This is a genomic window from Pseudoalteromonas sp. AWM4_233 (assembly GCF_056158285.1).
In genome coordinates this window covers 2,680,788-2,698,166 of sequence record NZ_JBSWSZ010000001.1, presented here as the reverse complement: position 1 = coordinate 2,698,166, position 17,379 = coordinate 2,680,788, and the positions used below count along the sequence as shown (strand labels likewise).

General features: G+C 40.6%; 16 protein-coding genes. 9 read left to right on the top strand and 7 right to left on the bottom strand.

The genetic code is table 11. The features are described 5' to 3' along the window. Positions 1-94 precede the first annotated feature (94 nt). The 3 genes from ACXAC4_RS12080 to ACXAC4_RS12070 all read left to right on the top strand — a co-directional run bounded on the left by ACXAC4_RS12080 (position 95) and on the right by ACXAC4_RS12070 (position 1,279). Complete coding sequence (locus tag ACXAC4_RS12080; protein ID WP_475161884.1) at positions 95-433, top strand: hypothetical protein; 339 nt, start codon at positions 95-97, stop codon at positions 431-433. 104 nt (positions 434-537) lie between these two features. Beyond that, a complete protein-coding gene (locus ACXAC4_RS12075) occupies positions 538-894 on the top strand; it encodes a hypothetical protein (RefSeq protein ID WP_475161882.1) in 357 nt (118 codons plus the stop codon). A 52-nt stretch (positions 895-946) separates the two neighbouring features. Continuing rightward, positions 947-1,279: a hypothetical protein gene (locus ACXAC4_RS12070; protein ID WP_475161881.1), complete on the top strand. Its 333-nt coding sequence runs from the start codon at positions 947-949 to the stop codon at positions 1,277-1,279. Between the two features lie 235 nt (positions 1,280-1,514). Here ACXAC4_RS12070 and ACXAC4_RS12065 read toward each other — a convergent pair whose 3' ends face one another. After that, the gene (locus ACXAC4_RS12065; RefSeq protein WP_475161879.1) at positions 1,515-2,261 is read right to left on the bottom strand and encodes a hypothetical protein; all 747 of its coding nucleotides are present in this window, start codon (positions 2,259-2,261) and stop codon (positions 1,515-1,517) included. A gap of 323 nt (positions 2,262-2,584) precedes the next feature. Between ACXAC4_RS12065 and ACXAC4_RS12060 the strand changes: the two genes are divergently transcribed. Continuing rightward, positions 2,585-5,503, top strand: coding sequence for a M14 family metallopeptidase (locus ACXAC4_RS12060; RefSeq protein ID WP_475161877.1), 2,919 nt, complete (start codon positions 2,585-2,587; stop codon positions 5,501-5,503). 203 nt (positions 5,504-5,706) lie between these two features. Next, on the top strand, positions 5,707-5,889 hold the full coding sequence (locus ACXAC4_RS12055) for a hypothetical protein (RefSeq protein ID WP_475161876.1): 183 nt from the start codon (positions 5,707-5,709) through the stop codon (positions 5,887-5,889). Positions 5,890-5,955: 66 nt separating this feature from the next. Here ACXAC4_RS12055 and ACXAC4_RS12050 read toward each other — a convergent pair whose 3' ends face one another. From ACXAC4_RS12050 to ACXAC4_RS12035, 4 genes are all read right to left on the bottom strand, one after another. Further along, positions 5,956-6,462 carry an NUDIX hydrolase gene (locus ACXAC4_RS12050; RefSeq protein WP_475161874.1) on the bottom strand — a complete coding sequence of 169 codons (507 nt, stop codon included), beginning with the start codon at positions 6,460-6,462 and terminating at the stop codon, positions 5,956-5,958. A 128-nt stretch (positions 6,463-6,590) separates the two neighbouring features. Continuing rightward, positions 6,591-7,643, bottom strand: coding sequence for an aldo/keto reductase (locus ACXAC4_RS12045; RefSeq protein ID WP_475161872.1), 1,053 nt, complete (start codon positions 7,641-7,643; stop codon positions 6,591-6,593). 90 nt (positions 7,644-7,733) lie between these two features. After that, positions 7,734-8,423, bottom strand: a complete 690-nt coding sequence (locus ACXAC4_RS12040; protein WP_475161870.1) for a LytR/AlgR family response regulator transcription factor — start codon at positions 8,421-8,423, stop codon at positions 7,734-7,736. Further along, on the bottom strand, positions 8,414-9,463 hold the full coding sequence (locus ACXAC4_RS12035; RefSeq protein WP_475161866.1) for a sensor histidine kinase: 1,050 nt from the start codon (positions 9,461-9,463) through the stop codon (positions 8,414-8,416). The genes ACXAC4_RS12040 and ACXAC4_RS12035 overlap by 10 nt, the downstream gene beginning before the upstream one ends. Before the next feature lie 130 nt (positions 9,464-9,593). Here ACXAC4_RS12035 and ACXAC4_RS12030 point away from each other — a divergent pair, with 130 nt between their 5' ends. Next, positions 9,594-10,583, top strand: a complete 990-nt coding sequence (locus ACXAC4_RS12030; RefSeq protein ID WP_475161863.1) for an alpha/beta hydrolase family protein — start codon at positions 9,594-9,596, stop codon at positions 10,581-10,583. A gap of 182 nt (positions 10,584-10,765) precedes the next feature. Next, positions 10,766-11,836, top strand: coding sequence for a DNA polymerase IV (gene dinB, locus ACXAC4_RS12025; RefSeq protein ID WP_475161858.1), 1,071 nt, complete (start codon positions 10,766-10,768; stop codon positions 11,834-11,836). Between the two features lie 49 nt (positions 11,837-11,885). Here dinB and ACXAC4_RS12020 read toward each other — a convergent pair whose 3' ends face one another. Further along, on the bottom strand, positions 11,886-12,263 hold the full coding sequence (locus tag ACXAC4_RS12020; RefSeq protein ID WP_475161857.1) for a hypothetical protein: 378 nt from the start codon (positions 12,261-12,263) through the stop codon (positions 11,886-11,888). A 124-nt stretch (positions 12,264-12,387) separates the two neighbouring features. Continuing rightward, positions 12,388-13,761, bottom strand: coding sequence for a dihydroorotase (locus tag ACXAC4_RS12015; protein ID WP_475161855.1), 1,374 nt, complete (start codon positions 13,759-13,761; stop codon positions 12,388-12,390). Positions 13,762-14,069: 308 nt separating this feature from the next. On the opposite strand from ACXAC4_RS12015, the gene ACXAC4_RS12010 reads away from it, so the two are divergent. Then, entirely contained in the window at positions 14,070-15,761 is a 1,692-nt protein-coding gene (locus ACXAC4_RS12010; protein WP_475161853.1) for a carbon starvation CstA family protein, read from the top strand. Positions 15,762-15,834: 73 nt separating this feature from the next. Continuing rightward, on the top strand, positions 15,835-17,367 hold the full coding sequence (locus ACXAC4_RS12005) for a M17 family metallopeptidase (RefSeq protein WP_475161851.1): 1,533 nt from the start codon (positions 15,835-15,837) through the stop codon (positions 17,365-17,367). The last annotated feature ends 12 nt before the right edge of the window (positions 17,368-17,379 follow it).

Genomic DNA, 17,379 nt, shown 5'->3' with positions numbered 1-17,379 from the left:
ACCCTCGAATTGTAAGCATTTGGGTAAGTTTTTAATGTTAAAGAAGTATGTTTTATATTAAAAATCCAAATCACCATTTTTTAGGCGTTTTATAGTGAAAAAGATATTAATAGGTTCATTTTTATTTACTGTATTCAGTCAGCAGAGTGTTGCGGCTTGGACACCTTCGTCAGAAGTGTTAGCTGTAAGGGCTTATCCTGATGGTAATACGCATTATATAAAGTTTAATTCCAATACTGTAAATGCTGGTTGCAGATCAACAATAGATGCAGGAATTTATGTTTTAAATGATATGACAGGGAGAACTTTTTCGATGATTTTGGCGGCTCAAGCATCAAAACAGAAAGTATCTTTCAATGTATCTGAGTGTAATGGCTCTTATGCCAAAATAGACGAGGTTCAGATAGGTGATAATTGGTTTAAATCATTTTAGTAATTAATTATAAACCGACGAGAGTATCCATTATAGGTGGAAAATTAAACAGAAGCTTTCCGGCTTCTGTTGTTTTATTAAAAAATGATAAGGAAATATGCTATATGAAGTATGGTATTAATAAAACTTTTAAAACGCTATTTTTATGTTCAAGTCTTTGCTTCTGCGTTTCAGCTTATGCTTTGAGTGATCAGATTCCTAAAACTAGAAAAATTACTGATATCCAAACATATAACAATATGGTTTTTGTGTCTTATTCACCTGCTTTTAAAACAACACAAGGCTGTCAAATCACCAACAATGATACCGTGTTGGTTATAGATATATCTGAAGGGAAAGGTAAAGAGATCTACTCACTTGCTTTAAGCGCAGCACTAAGTGGAAAAAATGTAGGTTTTGGAGTTAGCGGTTGTTACGAAAAAAGACCTCTAATGTACCGTTTAGACATGCGAGTGTTATAAGGTATCAATTTTTTTTGATTATGTGTGTTTTAATAGTTATGAGGAACATAATATGAAGTACTTAATAAGCTTTTCTATTTTATTGACGATTATTACTTTTCGAGCTGATGCCGACACCATAAAATTTAAAAGCAAAATACAATCAATTTCGATTTTTGAAGAGTGTACTGTTATAAAAATGATTGGGAGTGATCATGTGTTTGTATTACCAATGGACAAGTTAACAGCAAACCATAAACTTTCGGTAGCACTATCAGCCTTTCATGCTCAAAGTAACATTGAATTGGGTTATTGGAAAACAGGGTTGTGTCAATCGTTAGATAGCCAGCCAAACTCAGCCCCATTGGGTCCAAAATATTACATTTATAATATATCCATCATATAGTTAATTGTCAGACTTAAATTAATAACATTATGGCATATTCATTTTACCTCTAGATATTATTTTATTGAGGGTGTTTAAGGCATACATTTTTGGATACCCTCTTATTAATTGATAGATAAATTAACTGTCATCAAGCCTTTATATAATTTAAATGTTAATTTTGATAACCAAAATACAAACTAGTTCTGAGGTTTTCGAGATTAAAACAACTTATATTAGTTGTTATATTTTAACCCTACTGCTTTTTTGGCAACCACTTTTCCATCGCAGCTTCAAAGGCTTTCTCAATCTTATCTTTCTCGCACTTATAAGGCAGGCCTTGCCAAGTGGTCGGCAGACTTGAATCGATAGAGCGATTGTTTGGGTCCATTTGGTTGTCTTTAAAACAATATGCGCCTTTTTGATATAGTCTATAGGTTGGTCCTTGATAAACCAGTTTCGGCAAGTCTTTATTTTCGCGCGCTTCTTTGTGCTTTTTTGGGGTTGAGATCCGGCCATTGCCAAAACGGTCAACCGATTGAGTTGTGTTATTTGATTGCTGCGTAGAGAAATAGTCATGCTCACCTGAGCGAATGTTATCAAGTGCTTTGAACGGATCTATCCTCGGCTTCTCTAGGTTGTTTTTATTTGTGTCATTCACTTGAATTTCTTCTGTCGCTTGCTGAGTCTCTATCTCTTCGGTTTGTACGACAGCGGGTTGTGAAGTAATTTGCGTTTGCTCTGCTACCGCGTTTTCATCGGCTTGTTCGGCTTGTTCGGCTTGTTCGGCTTGTTCGGCTTGTTCGGCTTGTTCGGCTTGTTCGGGCACTACTTTAGCTTCAACTTCTACCTCGGCTTCAGGCTCCTCAATCACTAGGTACGTTTTCATCGTAGGTTGTGGTTTTGGCGGTATAGGCAGCACAAATTGCTTGTGAAGAAAGTACACAATCAATATATGAAATAACACAGATATGGCGAGTGCTTTTGGTAATCCCTTTAGCAAGAACTTACTCCGATTGTTCATAACAGCCTGATTTGAGTAGGAACAGGTGAAAAAGTTCATTTTTTAGAGACAATGATAAAAATGGGCTTCCTAGGCTAAGTTTGTAATTAGCCGATTAGCGGCAGGTTAGCAATGACGTGTTAGCCATCATTGGAATAATTTGAGTATTGCATCTTGCAATAGCTTGAAAAACTTAATTTATTTAGGAATAGCCCGTTTATCGCACAGTAATTGAGCGGTATTTTTGTGTGTGATAATGTAACATTTTGATGGTGGCAAATTTTCATTGCTATTCAAAGTAAAATAACAAAAAGGTTTCAACAATGCGCAATAAACTGCTTTCAGTAGCTATAGCGAGTACTTTAGTAATAAGTTCGCACGCTTCTGCAAATATGAGCCTTGCACCGACTGAACTGCAAGGGTTAAATTACAATAAGTCACTTGTCACTGGCGCATTAGACGCCAAGATACCTACGCCTGAAAGTATTCTAGGGTTTCCTGTTGGCCAAAGAGCTGCAACGCCTGAGCAAATCACCGAAGCACTCAAAGTGTGGCAAAAGGCGAGCGACAAAATTCAGCTAGTAGAATATGCACGCTCACATGAGGGCCGACCCTTACATTATTTAGTTATTTCTGCACCTGAAAACCTAGCGAAAGTAGATAGCATTAAAGCTGACTTAGGTAAGTTGGCAAACCCAGTTAACTTATCAAAGCAAGCAGAGCAGAGCATTATTGAGCGCTTACCAGCGGTTGCATGGATGGCATACTCAATTCATGGTAATGAAGGGTCTGGCAGTGATGCTGCGCTAGCAACAATTTACAAGCTTATTGCCTCGAAAGATCAAGATATTCAGTCATTACTTTCGGATACTGTGGTTATCGTAGATCCGCTTATGAACCCTGATGGTCGCGCTCGTTTTACGAAAGAGCTTCAGCAACGAAGAGGGACCTCTCCGAATGTTGATACTCAGTCAAAATTACACACAGATGCATGGGCAACTGGACGCAGTAATCATTACTTCTTTGATTTAAACCGTGACTTTATTTTAGGCGTTCACCCTGAAACTCGAGGCATTGTTCGGTCTATCAATGAATGGAATCCACAGCTGATGATAGACGCCCATGAAATGGGGCCGATGGACTCTTATCTGTTTGGCTTGGCTCGACAGCCAGTTAATAAAAATTTATCTGAGTCTTCTCGCAAATGGGGAGAAGTCTTTGAAGCTGATCAGGCACAAGCATTTGATGATCAAAAATGGCCTTATTACACCGGTGAGTGGTTAGAAAACCTCTATCCAGGTTACTCAAGTTATGCTGCTTTTAGAGGCACGATTCATATTCTGTATGAGCAAGCCCGCATTAAAGAAGACGGAGTAATGCAGCATAATGGCAGAATTGTGAGCTATGCAGAGTCGGTAGATAAACAATATGTCAGCAGCATTGAAAATTTAAAGACTCTGGCGAAACACTCTAAAGCAATCTATCGAGATTTTGTTAAAGATAAGCGACGGTTAATCTCAGATGACAGCCCGTATGCAGATCAGAGCTTCGCAATTTTACCTACGAAAAATAAACAGCGTTTAGCGAAGTTTATTGACTTGATGCAGCTCCAAGGATTTGAAATTCATCAAACAACCAAAGCAATAAAAGTTAAAAAAGCGAAGACACAGCTTGGTGACGTTATTACTTCAGAACTGCCTGAAGGCACTTTAATTATTCGTAACCGACAGCCACAAGGACGACTCATCTCTACTATGCTCGAGTTCGACGCTAAAATTAGCAATGACGTATTAGTTGAAGAGCGCCAAAGGGTGCTACGTGATGGCTCAAGCCTCATGTACGATGCCACAGCTTGGAATATCACCATGATGCATGGCCTAGAAGCTTTGACAATACCACAACATATCACTAAGCATATTCGCCTCTATGAGCCGTCTGATGAAGAGCCATTTATCATCAAAAAAGCGGGCTCAATTGCTTATGTCGTAGATGGCAATAATGATGCATCTGTTGGTTTTGCTGCACGTCTTATGGAGCGCGGTGTAACTACGAGAGTAATTGACAAAAGTACAGTGTTAGATGGGGTGACCTTGAGCCGAGGCTCAATTGTTGTTTCGCGTTATGACAATGAATTTTTTGAGGGTGATTTAGACCAAGTTGTAGAACAGACCGCAACTGAAGTTAAAGTCACAGCAAAGGCTGTTCGTTCTGGTTTAGGTAATAGAGACTTACCCGACATTGGCGGTGCGCATTTTAGGGTATTAACTCAACCTAGAATTGCTATTTTAAGTGGTAACGGCATTAACTCACTCGACTTTGGCACGATTTGGCACTCAATCGATAGTAACTTAGGGATCAGGCATTCTCATTTAGATAGCAACCGACTGAGTTACACTGACTTGAGGCGCTATAACACCTTGGTGATACCTGCAACTTGGTATAGCCAGTTGAGCAAAGGTGAATTATCAGCGATTAAAACTTGGGTAGAAGCTGGTGGTACGTTAGTGGCAATCGATGGCTCTGCTGCGCCATTTACAGGTAAAGATGCTGGTTTAAGTCGAGTAAGACAGATCCAAGATACTTTAAAAGAGGTTGAGCAGTACGATATTTCATTACAAAGAGAGTGGCTTGCTCAGCAAAACAGCTACGCTGAAATTGAGAATATCTGGTCGCATGATGCTGCGGAAGATATTAATTACCCTTGGAAGAGCGGAGCAAAACAAAAAAGCGAAAATGAGCTTAAGAAGCAATATAACTGGTTAGCTAAATTTAGACCTTCAGGCGCAATTGTAGCTGCGCGAACTGACCAGAAACATTGGCTTACTTTTGGTTCACCAGAGGTGATCCCTGTTTTAATTTCTCGAAATCCTGTTCTGATGGCAAAAGAGGGCGTTCGTTCTGCTGTCAGGCTTGGGGCTTATCAAGAAATGAGCAAAAGCGAATGGAGCAAAGCGGTTAAGCAAGCAAAAGATAAAGAGTTAGATCGTAAAGTAGGTTGGTCAAGCCTGCCTGATAAACAAGAGTTAAAGTTGCGTATGAGCGGTTTGCTTTGGCCTGAGGCGAGCAAACGCATCGCGAACTCTGCTTATTTAACACAAGAGCGAAAAGGTAATGGGCAAATCATTTTATTTGCAGGGCAACCAGTATTTAGAGGGTCGACATTAGCGACAAATCGCTTACTGCTAAACGCATTAGTGTATGGCCCTGGCCTTGGTGCACGTCAAGCTGTCACTAACTTATAAGAGAGGCATAGGATAGGTTGATAAAGCAATACTTTTAGCGACCTATCCAATCAAAACCAGGGAGGGGGGAGCATTCTGAACTTAATGAAAATGTTAATTTTTTTATTTTCTTTGTTGGTTTTTTTACTCTAAGTTGTTAATGTCTAATTGTGCTCAGCTTAGTTGAGTACGGAACAAATAATATTTTTAAGGAAAAAATAAGCATGAAATTAAAACTACAGAAGAAGAAAATTAAAACGCTTTCTCCAAATTCACAAACTTTACCTATTGCCCAAACCAACCAAGTCGCTGGCGGTACATCGGTAGGTAGTGTTGATTATACAAATGGAGCCGTGTGTGACTGGCTGTTTAGTAATGGCGGTGCAGTAATGTGTAAACCACAATAAGACTGTAAGATAGCCGAGGTGATTTGATCCTCGGCTTTATTAGCGTAAATAGTACGAATCGACTTTTTAAGATTCTAAAAAGACTTTAATTTTCTCCAACAAAAAAATCTCTCTTTGAATCGATAAGCCCTTCTTTTCACTTTGTGCCAAAGTTTGTTTGTTATGCGCAATGGCCTCATCAATATTGACCCAAACAGGGCGCATGCCGTTGGCTACTTCGTAGTGTTCCATTTGCGGTTTATCAAACTCTCCACAAATCTCACACACATAACAATCAGACACGATATGCACATAGTCGAAATCGTCTTTGTACCAAGCTCGAACTTCTTCAAATCGACCAAATGCAGTGCATTGGGTAATGCTTTTAACGCCGGTTTCTTCTTGTAGTTCACGTAGCAAAGCAGCTTCAATGGCTTCGTTTTCGTCAACACCACCACCAGGCAGCGTGTAATCGTCATAACGCTCTGTGAAGAGTAATAGAATGTCGTTGCCGTTTAAAACAATGGCGCGTGCGGTATGACGAGTGAAAATTGAACCTTCGGGTTTGAGAGGTGGTGTATTGAGTAACTGCATTGGAAAACTGACCTTTAAAATTTCGGCTGTCAGTATAACGATTAGAACGAGTGATTACAGCTATTGAGGCAATATTTGGGAATAACAAAAGGGCTCAGAAAGAGCCCTTAAAATAATCTAAATTCGGATTAAAAAGGTGCAGGGTAGCGACTGAATATGTCAGCTACGTCATTTAATGCTTCCTCAGAAAGAGACATATCAAATGCGGCGATGTTCTCTTTTAATTGACTCATATTGGTTGCGCCAATAATGGTTGATGTCACGCCTTTTACTTGATCGCACCATGCAAGGGCTAATTGCGCGGGCGTCATATTCAGTTTTTGCGCTAAAGCCACGTATTCGGCAGTGGCAAGGCCTGCTTGTTCAGTGTCTCTGAATAAACCTTGGCGCTGAACCAGTGTCCAGCGACTGCCCTCTGGACGAGCACCATTTAAGTATTTACCGGTTAGCATGCCAGCGGCTAGCGGTGACCAAGGCAAATAAGCAATGTCTTCATGCCAGCAGTTTTCAATTAAATATGGCCAGTCTTTGGCATGCAATAAGCTGAATTCATTTTGAATTGATACAGGCTTTACTAAGTTATGCTGCTCAGCAAGGCGCAAATACGTATTTATGCCCCATGTCGTGTCGTCAGATAAACCCCAATGTCGGATTTTTCCCGCTTTAATACTCTTTGTTAACGCTTCAAGAATAGCTTCCATACTGGCGATTTCAGCTTGCGTATCGACATCTACAAAGTTGTGCCCATTAGGTTTGTGCTGTGCAAAATGCGGAGATTGACGATTTGGCCAATGCAATTGGTAAAGGTCGATGTAATCGGTATTTAACCTTTCAAGAGAATCATCAATGGCCTTGTAAATTGCGTCGGGCGTGATAGGCCCACCATTTCTAACCCAGCTCAAGCCCGGGCCTGCAATTTTGGTGGCAATCACCACTTGCTCACGCTTTTCTTTATGACGTGCAAGCCAATTACCAATTATGGCCTCAGTTTTACCGTAGGTTTCAGGTGAAGGTGGAACTGCGTACATTTCAGCGGTATCAATAAAGTTGATTCCATGACTGAGGGCATAATTGATTTGTTCATCGGCATCATGCTGATTGTTTTGTAAGCCCCATGTCATACTACCAAGACAAATACGAGAAACATCTATTTGACTGCTGCCTAAACGACTAAATTGCATGGGTATTCCTTGTTGTTATTTAAATTTTGCTGAATAAGTGTAGTGGATAATTAGTATGAGTAAAAGTAGCAGCGTTTCATGGCTACTAGGTTAAAAGGCATTTTCTATAATATGTCTGTAGGTTTTACCAATGGTTAAATCATGACCATGAATAATAAGGTGATCTTTATCTACAGAATCTACTTTAGACTTATTCACTACATAAGAGCGATGGATTCGAATGAAGTCATCATTTGGTAAACTCTGTAGAAAGCTCGATAAACTCCCTAAAAGTAATAAACTTTTTTCTTGCATAGTCACTTCGGTGTAATCACCTTGAGCCTGTAAAAACAGTATTTCGTCTAAAACCAAACGCTTTTTTGCCCCTCCGTCTTTAACAAAAATATAGCGAGAAGGGGCAGTAGAAGACAAAGCACCTCTAGGGTTTATTGCAGCGTGTGCTTTTGAAATGGCTTTAAGAAAGCGCGGTAATAAAACCGGTTTTACAATATAGTCAATCACATCTAATTCAAACGCATCGACAGCATAGTGGCTGTGAGCTGTGATAAAAATCACACGGGTTTGTTGTGTTAATGATTGCGCCATTTCAATTCCTGAAATTTGAGGCATATTAATGTCACTGATCAATAAATCTATTGGGTTGGCATTAATGAAGCTGAGTGCCTCAATTACATTGGTGAAACTTCTTACCACATTAACAGAGTCAATGCTTGCACAGTACGCTTGCAGTAACTCAATAACATGATGCTCATCGTCAAGTAAAACTACATTTAATTGCATGGAATAGTTAACCTTACAGTGTATATGTCAGGCTGATTGTTCACTTCATAAGAGAAGTTATCATCAAATAGAATAGTTAGTCTTTTTAATAGGTTATTTAGCCCAGAGCCACTGGCATGATAGGCGCTACTTTGCTTTACAAGAACACTCAAATTGGAATTGCTCACAGCAATGACCATTTTTTCGGCTTCAATGTTGAGTTTGATCTCTACAAAACTATTAGGCTCATTTAACAGCCCATATTTACAGGCGTTTTCTACTAAAGGGTTTAGTAGCATGGGGGGGATCTGCTGGTGATTTGAAATGGGTGCGTACTCAAATCTAATATTGGCGTGTTCGCCAAGTCTTAATTTTTGTAGCCCTAAATACGCTTCGATATGGTCTATTTCGTCTTCTAATTTAACAAATGATTTATTCGACTGGGATATGGTGTATTGCATCAGCGACGATAATTGCCCAATGTGCTCAGCAAGCTCATGCTGATGACTTACATAAGCTTTACTATACAAGGCGTTCAGTGTGTTAAATAAAAAGTGAGGGTTAGTTTGGCTTTTAAGTAGCTCTAACTCTGTTTGCAAAGCATTAAGTTTAATTTTATTAAAGTGCTGCTTTTGTTCAATTAAGTTAATGATTGAATAGGTAAATATTGCACTGAATGTGAAAACTGTTTTAACGAATGAGTTAACCAATAAAAAGTAACTGCGATGCTGATACTCAAGCAATTCACTTGTGGTTGCTAAGCGGTTTAAATCACCCCATGTACTAAGGCAAACCGCTAACACCATTAATAGCAGGATAACCCCGACCTTTTGTAAATAAGGTTGGCTCGCAGAAAACACCAGAGCGAAATAAGTTAAATAAAAAACGCCTAGGTTAATGGCAAACCCAAGCCATACCCCTTGGAAAAAGAACTTAGGCGGAATGTGTTGGCCTGTGGTTGCCGAACTAACAAACACCGAAGCGAGCAGCAATAGCAAGACCACTGCGCAATGAATGACTAGCGCAAGCTTTGAGTGAAAAATGTGTATCCTTTTTTTCATTATTATTCTTTTATCGAGTCTAGATGGGGTGTTTAACGAGTCTTTTAATACTTTCGTAGATTACTACACCCCCTTTTGAACGGTAAATATACCATGTTTGCTAATTAAGTAACCTTTTAGGAACTGAAAAATGTTTATTAAATCAATGTTATTACTTAGCTTGTTAAATCCTTTTAGCTCAGGTGAACAGCTTCCATCAATAGAGTCTCAACTATACAAGGCGGATGATGTTTTACACGTTGAGTCTTGTTTTGACCATGAACGTGCAACCTATGATGGCTTTGTTTCATATAGCGTAAATGAATTCAAAGCGTCTGGTGGTAAAGCCTTTAGTAGCTTAACAGACGAGATATTTAAAGAACGATTTAAAGCCGGTTTTTATGAAAAGTTTAAGCGCAATATTGATTGTTATTTAATTCAATATCAGTCTGAAGGAGCTGTCGTCGATGGTTATCTTGTCACAGAAAAGGACAATAACGAGGTTTTACCTTTAGTGATTCATAATCGTGGTGGAAACGGTGAGTATGGTAAATCAACCATTTTAAGCATGTTGTCGCATATGCCCTTACTGAAAGAGGGTGCAATAGTGATGGGAAGCCAATACAGAGCAAAGGATGAATTTGGTGGGGCAGATGTGAAAGATGTACACGCTTTAATTGAAATCGGCAAAAGCTTAGCAAGCGTAAAAAAAGACGACATCAATATGATAGGCGTTAGCCGCGGCGGCATGATGAGCTATCTTGTTGCTAAGCAAAGAGATGATATTAAAAAATTAGTAATACAAGCAGGCATGTCGGACTTAGCGCTTAGCATGAGGGAGCGACCAGGGTTTAAGGCAGTTTATGAAGCGCGGATCCCTAATTATTCTGAATCGCCAAATGCTGCACTGCATGCTCGCTCAGCAATCAATTGGGTTGATGAGATAAATGAAAGAGTAGAAATCTTATTGCTACATGGCGATGCAGATAAGCGAGTAGATGTAAAAAATGCGTCAAATATGGCAAGTAAATTGGCGAGTCTAAACAGAAAGCACAAGTTAGTTATTTATCCTGGTGGTGGTCATTCACTCAAAAAAGAAAAAAGAAAAGTAAACAAAGAGATTTCTAATTGGTTGTTTTAACTTAAAAAGTTAGGAATATGAAAGTTCAGAGCTTTAAGTGCTACCTATCTGAATTCCATAAAAATAAAGCACTTAGAAGGAAATATGCTTTAGATTGTAAATAAGATAGACATTCTAATTTATATAACGATAATGTATATATATACAGTGTTTTTTTACTTGGGCTGTCTGTTGTAAATCTAATGGCGAAATATAACAAATTCATCCACATAGACATGGATTGCTTTTATGCCGCGGTAGAAATGCGCGACAATCCTGAGTTGGCTAAAGTACCAATGGCGATTGGCGGCAATAGCAACCGTGGGGTTTTAGCGACATCAAACTATATTGCTCGTAAATATGGGGTGCGAGCTGCTATGTCTAATTATCAGGCAAAAAAGCTGTGCCCGCATTTACGCATCGTGCCGGGGAGAATGTCACTCTATAAAGAAATCTCGCAGCAGATCAGAGCCATTTTTGCCCGTTATACCAATTTAATTGAACCTTTGTCTTTAGATGAAGCTTACCTAGATGTGACTGATTGCACTCAATGCAAAGGTAGCGCGACTTTAATTGCACAACAGATTCGTGATGATATCTTTAAAGAAACGGGTTTAACGGCCTCAGCTGGGGTGGCGCCGATTAAGTTCTTGGCGAAAATTGCCAGCGATGAAAATAAGCCAAACGGCCAATTTGTGATCACTCCTGATAAAGTGGATGCATTTATTGAAGATCTACCACTTAAAAAAATCCCCGGTGTAGGTAAAGTGACAATGCAAAAATTGCTTGCCCATGGCTTTGAGTTTGGTCGCGATATCAAAAAAGCCGATGAAACACTATTAAAACAAAAGTTCGGCAAACTAGGCGATATGTTATGGCGTCGTTGTCATGGTGTTGATGAGCGCCGCGTTGAAACTGACAGAGTGCGTAAGTCTGTGGGGGTTGAAACCACTTTTGAACAAGACACCGCTGATATTGATTTATTGAAAATGCGTATTATCAAACAATTATTACCTGAGCTCAAAATTCGAGCCAGTAAATATCTAGACGAGCAACACATCATAAAGTTAGGTGTAAAAGTGAAGTACTTTGACTTTCAACTGGTCAGTAAAGAGTGTCAGTTTGATAAGTTAGACAGTGCGTTATTCTGCCAGTTATTAACAGATTTACTTGAACGGAATCAAGGTCACAAAGCTGTTCGATTGATTGGCATTCAGGTGGGGTTATCGGCTAAAGAAACAAGCCATAACCAAATGCACTTATTTTCTAGTTAGCAGCAGGGCAGCTACCATGAAAAAAACCGTTGTCGTGTTGAATTATCATTTAGGTTAAAGCTGTACCCTCGTTGTCATGGTACCAACTAAACTCTATTTCTAGACCGCTAACAATAAATGTGCGGCTGATCTCTATGGCATCTTTAAAGCCATCTACTGCTTTTCCGAAAATTGCTTCTATGTCTTCCACTCTTGTGTCTTCATCAAAATAAAAAGTGTGTTCGCGGAAAAAAATACCACTAGTGTATGGCTTAAAAGCATGAAAGCCATCAGCAAAATTTAAAAATAGGCGGGTAAAATTATTGTCTTCTAGAGTGAGAGAATAGCCGCTGTTAAAGCATTTTCTGTACTCTGTTTTATTGGGTTTCCCTTTATTTTTTGTTAGGGCTAGTGCGCCGAATAAGTGAACATCCAGGTAAAATTTCATATTAGTTTAAATGTGATTTGGCTTTGGTCAGTTTAAACAGGTGAGTGGCGTGAAGCAAAAAAATTGCCGCCAAGGATAATATCAGCTTTGGCGGCAATAGTTAGGTTTTTAAAAAACGAATACCTTAAGCATTTTTTACGTAAATGCGCTCTTCCCATGGCAGGAGTTCTAGTTGTTCCCCTTTTTTACTGGTATCAAATTCGCCGTTATCAAATACCTTATGGCCGTTCACATAAGTTTGTTTCACTTGCGCTTTAAAAGTTTGGCCTTCAACTGGACTCCAACCACATTTATATAAGATATTGTCTTTAGACACAGTCCAAGGCGAGTCCATATCTACAAGTGTAAAATCGGCTTTATAACCTGGACGAATATAGCCTCGATCTTTAAAACCATAAAGCAGTGCAGGGTTATGACACATCTTTTCAACTATCTTTTCAAGAGTAAGATAACCTTGTAGATGAAGCTCAATCATGGCAACCAATGAGTGCTGCACAAATGGGCCGCCCGACATTGCTTTGAAGTAAGTATTTTGTTTTTCTTCTAAAGTATGTGGTGCATGATCAGTGGTAATGATATCGATGCGGTCATCGTTAATCGCAGCAATGAGCCCTAAACGGTCTTGCTCGGTTTTGATTGCTGGGTTCCACTTAATTAAGGTTCCTTTTTCCTCGTAATCGCTGTCGTTAAACCACAAATGATGCACACTGGCTTCAGTTGTGATGCGCTTTTCTTCAAGTGGAATATCATTGCGGAACATCGCCGCTTCTTTCGCTGTGGTCAGGTGTAAAACGTGTAAACGTGCATTGTGTTTCGTGGCTAAGCGAATTGCACGTTCGGTTGCTTTAACACAGGCTTCTTCTGAGCGAATAATAGGGTGAAATTTAACAGGTACATCTTCGCCATATTCAGCTTTAAACTTTTGCTCGTTCTCGTGAATGATGCCTTCGATTTCAGCATGAATAGCAATGATGTTCTTACTCTTTGAAAAAATCTTATCTAAGGTTTCTTCACTATCTGCAAGCAGGTTTCCTGGGCCTGCGAAGTATAAGCCGTCGTCAGATAAACAAGAGTATCCCGTGGTATCTGTGTCTAGTAGCGCGTCAACATTATCGTTATTTAGGCCCATATAAAAGTCATAATTCGCCAGAGATTTGGTTGCAGCCAGTGCGTTTTTAGCTTGCCACACTTCATGGTTTAATACGTTTGGACGAGAGTTTGGCATATCAATATAGGAAGTAACACCACCTGCTACAGCGGCTTTTGATTCGCTTTCCATATCGGCTTTGTGTGTTACACCAGGATCTCTAAAGTGAACTTGACCGTCAATCACACCGGGTATTAAGTACTTACCTTTCGCATCAATAATGAGTGCATCGGTGTATTCAGGCATGGTTTCACCAATGTAAATAAAACGGTCTTGCTCAATAGCTACGCTGCCGTTGAATGTTTTTCCTTCATTAATAATCACAGCATTTGTGATGATAGTAATCGCCATAATATTTCACTTTTCTTGGTAATAATAGTTGATAAGAAAGCGAGTAGCTCTCTGCATACTTTGGTTTGGTGGTTTTGTTATATCGTAACATTTTAATTTGTATCTATCTTCAATGAATAAGGTTTTTTAAGCGGTAATGAACAATTTCACTCTGACGTAAAAGTTGTTACTCCCTTGAGTGATTAATTCGATGTTTGAAACATAATAACCCTAGGACTTATGGGGTGACTAAAATCTTAATTTGAAATTGTAAATTTCGTGTTAAGGTGAAGTGAGCGTATAACTAAAACTGAGAAAAGGAGTATCTGATGCAGTCTATTCTGATTGTATTATTTGGTATTGTCGGCATGCTATTTGGCTGGTTTGTCTATTCTAAGTTCATCGCCACGAAGATTTTTAAAATGGACGATAACTTTGTTACCCCAGCCCACGAGCTTAACGATGGGGTTGATTATGTGCCAACCAATAAACTGGTACTTTGGGGGCACCATTTCACGTCAGTAGCAGGGGCTGCACCGATTGTTGGGCCAGCCATTGCTGTGTACTGGGGCTGGGTGCCAGCCGTACTTTGGGTCGTATTTGGTACGATTTTCTTTGCAGGTGTGCATGACATGGGCGCACTGTGGGCCAGTACGCGTCACAAAGGTAAGTCTATGGGGGCGCTATCTGAAAGCGTGATAGGTAAACGTACACGCGTATTGTTCATGATTGTGGTGTTCTTGTTGCTGCTTATGGTTAACGCGGTATTTGGTGTGGTTATCGCCAACTCATTAGTTGCAAACCCGAGTGCAGTGGTACCTGCTTGGGCGGCCATTGTTGTTGCACTCATTATCGGCCAATTATTAAAACGTCAGATCCCGCTCATTCCACTGTGCGTGATTGGTGTTGCAGTACTTTATGCAACGATTTTTATGGGCGCAGAAATGCCGGTGTCATTACCAACAGAAATGTTCGGCTTAACCGACAAAGCGAACTGGATAGTCATTTTATTTATCTATGCAGCGGTTGCCTCACTGCTGCCAGTTTGGATGCTATTACAACCACGTGACTTTATTAATGGCATGCAGTTGTTAGTGGGTTTAGTGTTACTTTATGGCGCCGTATTTGTGGTGATGCCAGATATCACCGCACCTGCATTCAATACACAAACCGCCATTGATACGCCAAGTATTATTCCGCTGTTATTCGTCACCATCGCCTGTGGTGCGGTATCTGGCTTCCACGGTATTGTGTCGTCGGGTACGAGTTCTAAACAGCTTGATAAAGAAACAGATGGCCGCTTTGTTGGTTACTTAGGTGCGGTAGGTGAAGGGTGTTTAGCACTGATCACGTTAGTTGCGGTTAGTGGTGTTATGTTAGCGGTGTCACCAGAAGAGTGGCACGAAATATATAGCCATTTAGGGGCGGGAAGCGTCAGCGCCTTTATTACTGGCGGTTCAAACCTTATCAGTGAAGGCTGGGGATTTTCTGCTGAAATTGCAGCGACCTTACTGGCAGTAATGGTGGTGTTGTTTGCCGGTACAACCATGGATTCGGGTGTGCGTTTGCAGCGATATATCATCCAAGAGTGGGGCGATATTTATAACATTAGCGTGCTTAAGAATGGTCTAGTCGCAACCTTTGTTGCGGTAGCATGTTGTTTACTGCTTGCATTTGGTGCTGGTGGCGCATCGGGTACGGGCGGCATGGTGTTATGGCCGCTATTTGGCTCGACTAACCAGATCTTAGCAAGCCTAACTTTACTCGTGCTGTCTGTGTACTTAATCAAACTAGGTCGACCAGCTAAATATACGCTTATCCCTATGGTCTTTGTGATCTTGATGGCTTTCTTCGCGGGCTTAATTAAGCTGGTAGAATACTACGAGAAAGGTAACTGGCTGTTGGTGGTTTTAGATTTAATTGTTTTAGTAGTCAGTGTCTTGGTGATGCTTGAAGCCTGGTCAGTGATAGGCAAGCACAAGCAGAAGAAAACCAGCGACGAAGGCGAAACTGCGAATTAATCTCAATTGCTAGAAATAGCAAAGTAAATAACCGATAATTGGCCCTAATTGAATAACAATAAGGGCCTTTTTTATGTCTTTCCCTCTCGCGATTGCTTTTAACGGTAATCTTCCAACTGACGCAGATGCTGTCATTGTGATCACCGGCAATGTTGAAGATTTAGGTCAAGCAGAACTAAATGAAATTGTTGCACCTGCACTGGTAATTGATGCACGCATTAGACAAAAAGCATCATTACTATTTGCAGAGAACTTACCGGGCAAACGTCTTATTGTGGCACCAACTGGGCCATTAACACGTGATTATGATGACGTACGTCGTATCTTCGAAGCAGCTAAAAGTGCTATCAGCGAAGCCAAAGCAGCTGGTGTTACTCAGCCTGTGTTACAGCTTGCGTCTATTGCTGATGATGCACGCTACACGCAAGCTTTAGAAGTTGCATTTTTAGGCATGTGCCAAGCGTTATGGCAGCCTCTTGAAGCAAGAGAATATCACGGTGAAAGTATTGAGCCAGTTAAGCAGGTATTTTTAGCGGGTGCTAGCGAAGAGCAAGTTAAGCAGCTAAATGCCATTGCGGCAGGTCAGTATGCGGCAAGAGATTTATGTGGTACTGAGCCTGAGCGTATGGCACCACCTAAATTTGCTGATTACTGTGTTGAGCTGTTAAAAGACTCTGTTGTTGATGTTGAAGTGATCGATAGCATTGACACAATTAACAAAGACTACCCAATGCTTGCAACAGTTGCGCGCGCATCTTATGCGGTAGAGCGCCATCATCCTCGCGTTGTGAAAATGACCTACGAGCCTGAAGGAAACGTTGAAAGAACTTTACTGTTCGTAGGTAAAGGCTTAGTGTATGACACAGGTGGTGCAGACCTTAAAGTCGGTGGTTTCATGGCAGGTATGAGCCGTGACAAAGGCGGTGCTGCATCGGTGGCAGGCTTCATGAAAGCAGTAGCTGATTATCAGCCTAAAGGTGTTAAGGTAATCGCTTATTTAGCAGTGGTTCGTAATTCAATTGGCTCTGATTGTTTCGTACCAGATGAAATCATCACATGTCGTGAAGGGTTACGTGTTCGTATTGGTAACACAGATGCAGAAGGCCGTCTGGCAATGGGTGATCTACTGAGTGAAGTGAAAGACCTTGCGAAGAATGAAGTAAATCCTGAGCTATTTACGGTGGCAACATTAACCGGTCACGCTGCTCGTGCTGTGGGTCCTTACAGTGCGTACGTTGAGAATGGTCCTGCACGTTCAGCGAATGTATCTCGCCAGATTGCTGACTTAGGTGACTTATGGGCAGATGCAGCCGAAGTAAATCGCAGCCGTCGAGAAGACTACGACTTCGTTCAGCCACGCACGCTAGCCGATGATGTACTTTCAAGTAACAATGCGCCATCAGCGGTTACAGCACGTGGTCACCAATTCCCAATGGCGTTCTTAGCGCTAGTGGGTGGTCTAGACAAGCACGGCTTAGACTCAGAGCAACCATTACCTTATGTGCACATGGACATTGCAGGTTCTGGTGTTGAAGGCGGTGATTGGCAGCATGGCAAGCCAACGGCTGCAACAGTTGCGAGTTTATTTGCTAGATACTGTTTATAAATTGATAAAAGT

Coding starts and splice junctions, on each gene's coding strand:
- ACXAC4_RS12035 (WP_475161866.1), bottom strand. CDS start 9,463: ATGAAAAAAAGGATACACATTTTTCACTCAAAGCTTGCGCTAGTCATT.
- ACXAC4_RS12030 (WP_475161863.1), top strand. CDS start 9,594: ATGTTTATTAAATCAATGTTATTACTTAGCTTGTTAAATCCTTTTAGC.
- ACXAC4_RS12055 (WP_475161876.1), top strand. CDS start 5,707: ATGAAATTAAAACTACAGAAGAAGAAAATTAAAACGCTTTCTCCAAAT.
- ACXAC4_RS12010 (WP_475161853.1), top strand. CDS start 14,070: ATGCAGTCTATTCTGATTGTATTATTTGGTATTGTCGGCATGCTATTT.
- ACXAC4_RS12020 (WP_475161857.1), bottom strand. CDS start 12,263: ATGAAATTTTACCTGGATGTTCACTTATTCGGCGCACTAGCCCTAACA.
- ACXAC4_RS12005 (WP_475161851.1), top strand. CDS start 15,835: ATGTCTTTCCCTCTCGCGATTGCTTTTAACGGTAATCTTCCAACTGAC.
- ACXAC4_RS12075 (WP_475161882.1), top strand. CDS start 538: ATGAAGTATGGTATTAATAAAACTTTTAAAACGCTATTTTTATGTTCA.
- ACXAC4_RS12040 (WP_475161870.1), bottom strand. CDS start 8,423: ATGCAATTAAATGTAGTTTTACTTGACGATGAGCATCATGTTATTGAG.
- ACXAC4_RS12015 (WP_475161855.1), bottom strand. CDS start 13,761: ATGGCGATTACTATCATCACAAATGCTGTGATTATTAATGAAGGAAAA.
- ACXAC4_RS12045 (WP_475161872.1), bottom strand. CDS start 7,643: ATGCAATTTAGTCGTTTAGGCAGCAGTCAAATAGATGTTTCTCGTATT.
- ACXAC4_RS12070 (WP_475161881.1), top strand. CDS start 947: ATGAAGTACTTAATAAGCTTTTCTATTTTATTGACGATTATTACTTTT.
- ACXAC4_RS12060 (WP_475161877.1), top strand. CDS start 2,585: ATGCGCAATAAACTGCTTTCAGTAGCTATAGCGAGTACTTTAGTAATA.
- dinB (WP_475161858.1), top strand. CDS start 10,766: ATGGCGAAATATAACAAATTCATCCACATAGACATGGATTGCTTTTAT.
- ACXAC4_RS12050 (WP_475161874.1), bottom strand. CDS start 6,462: ATGCAGTTACTCAATACACCACCTCTCAAACCCGAAGGTTCAATTTTC.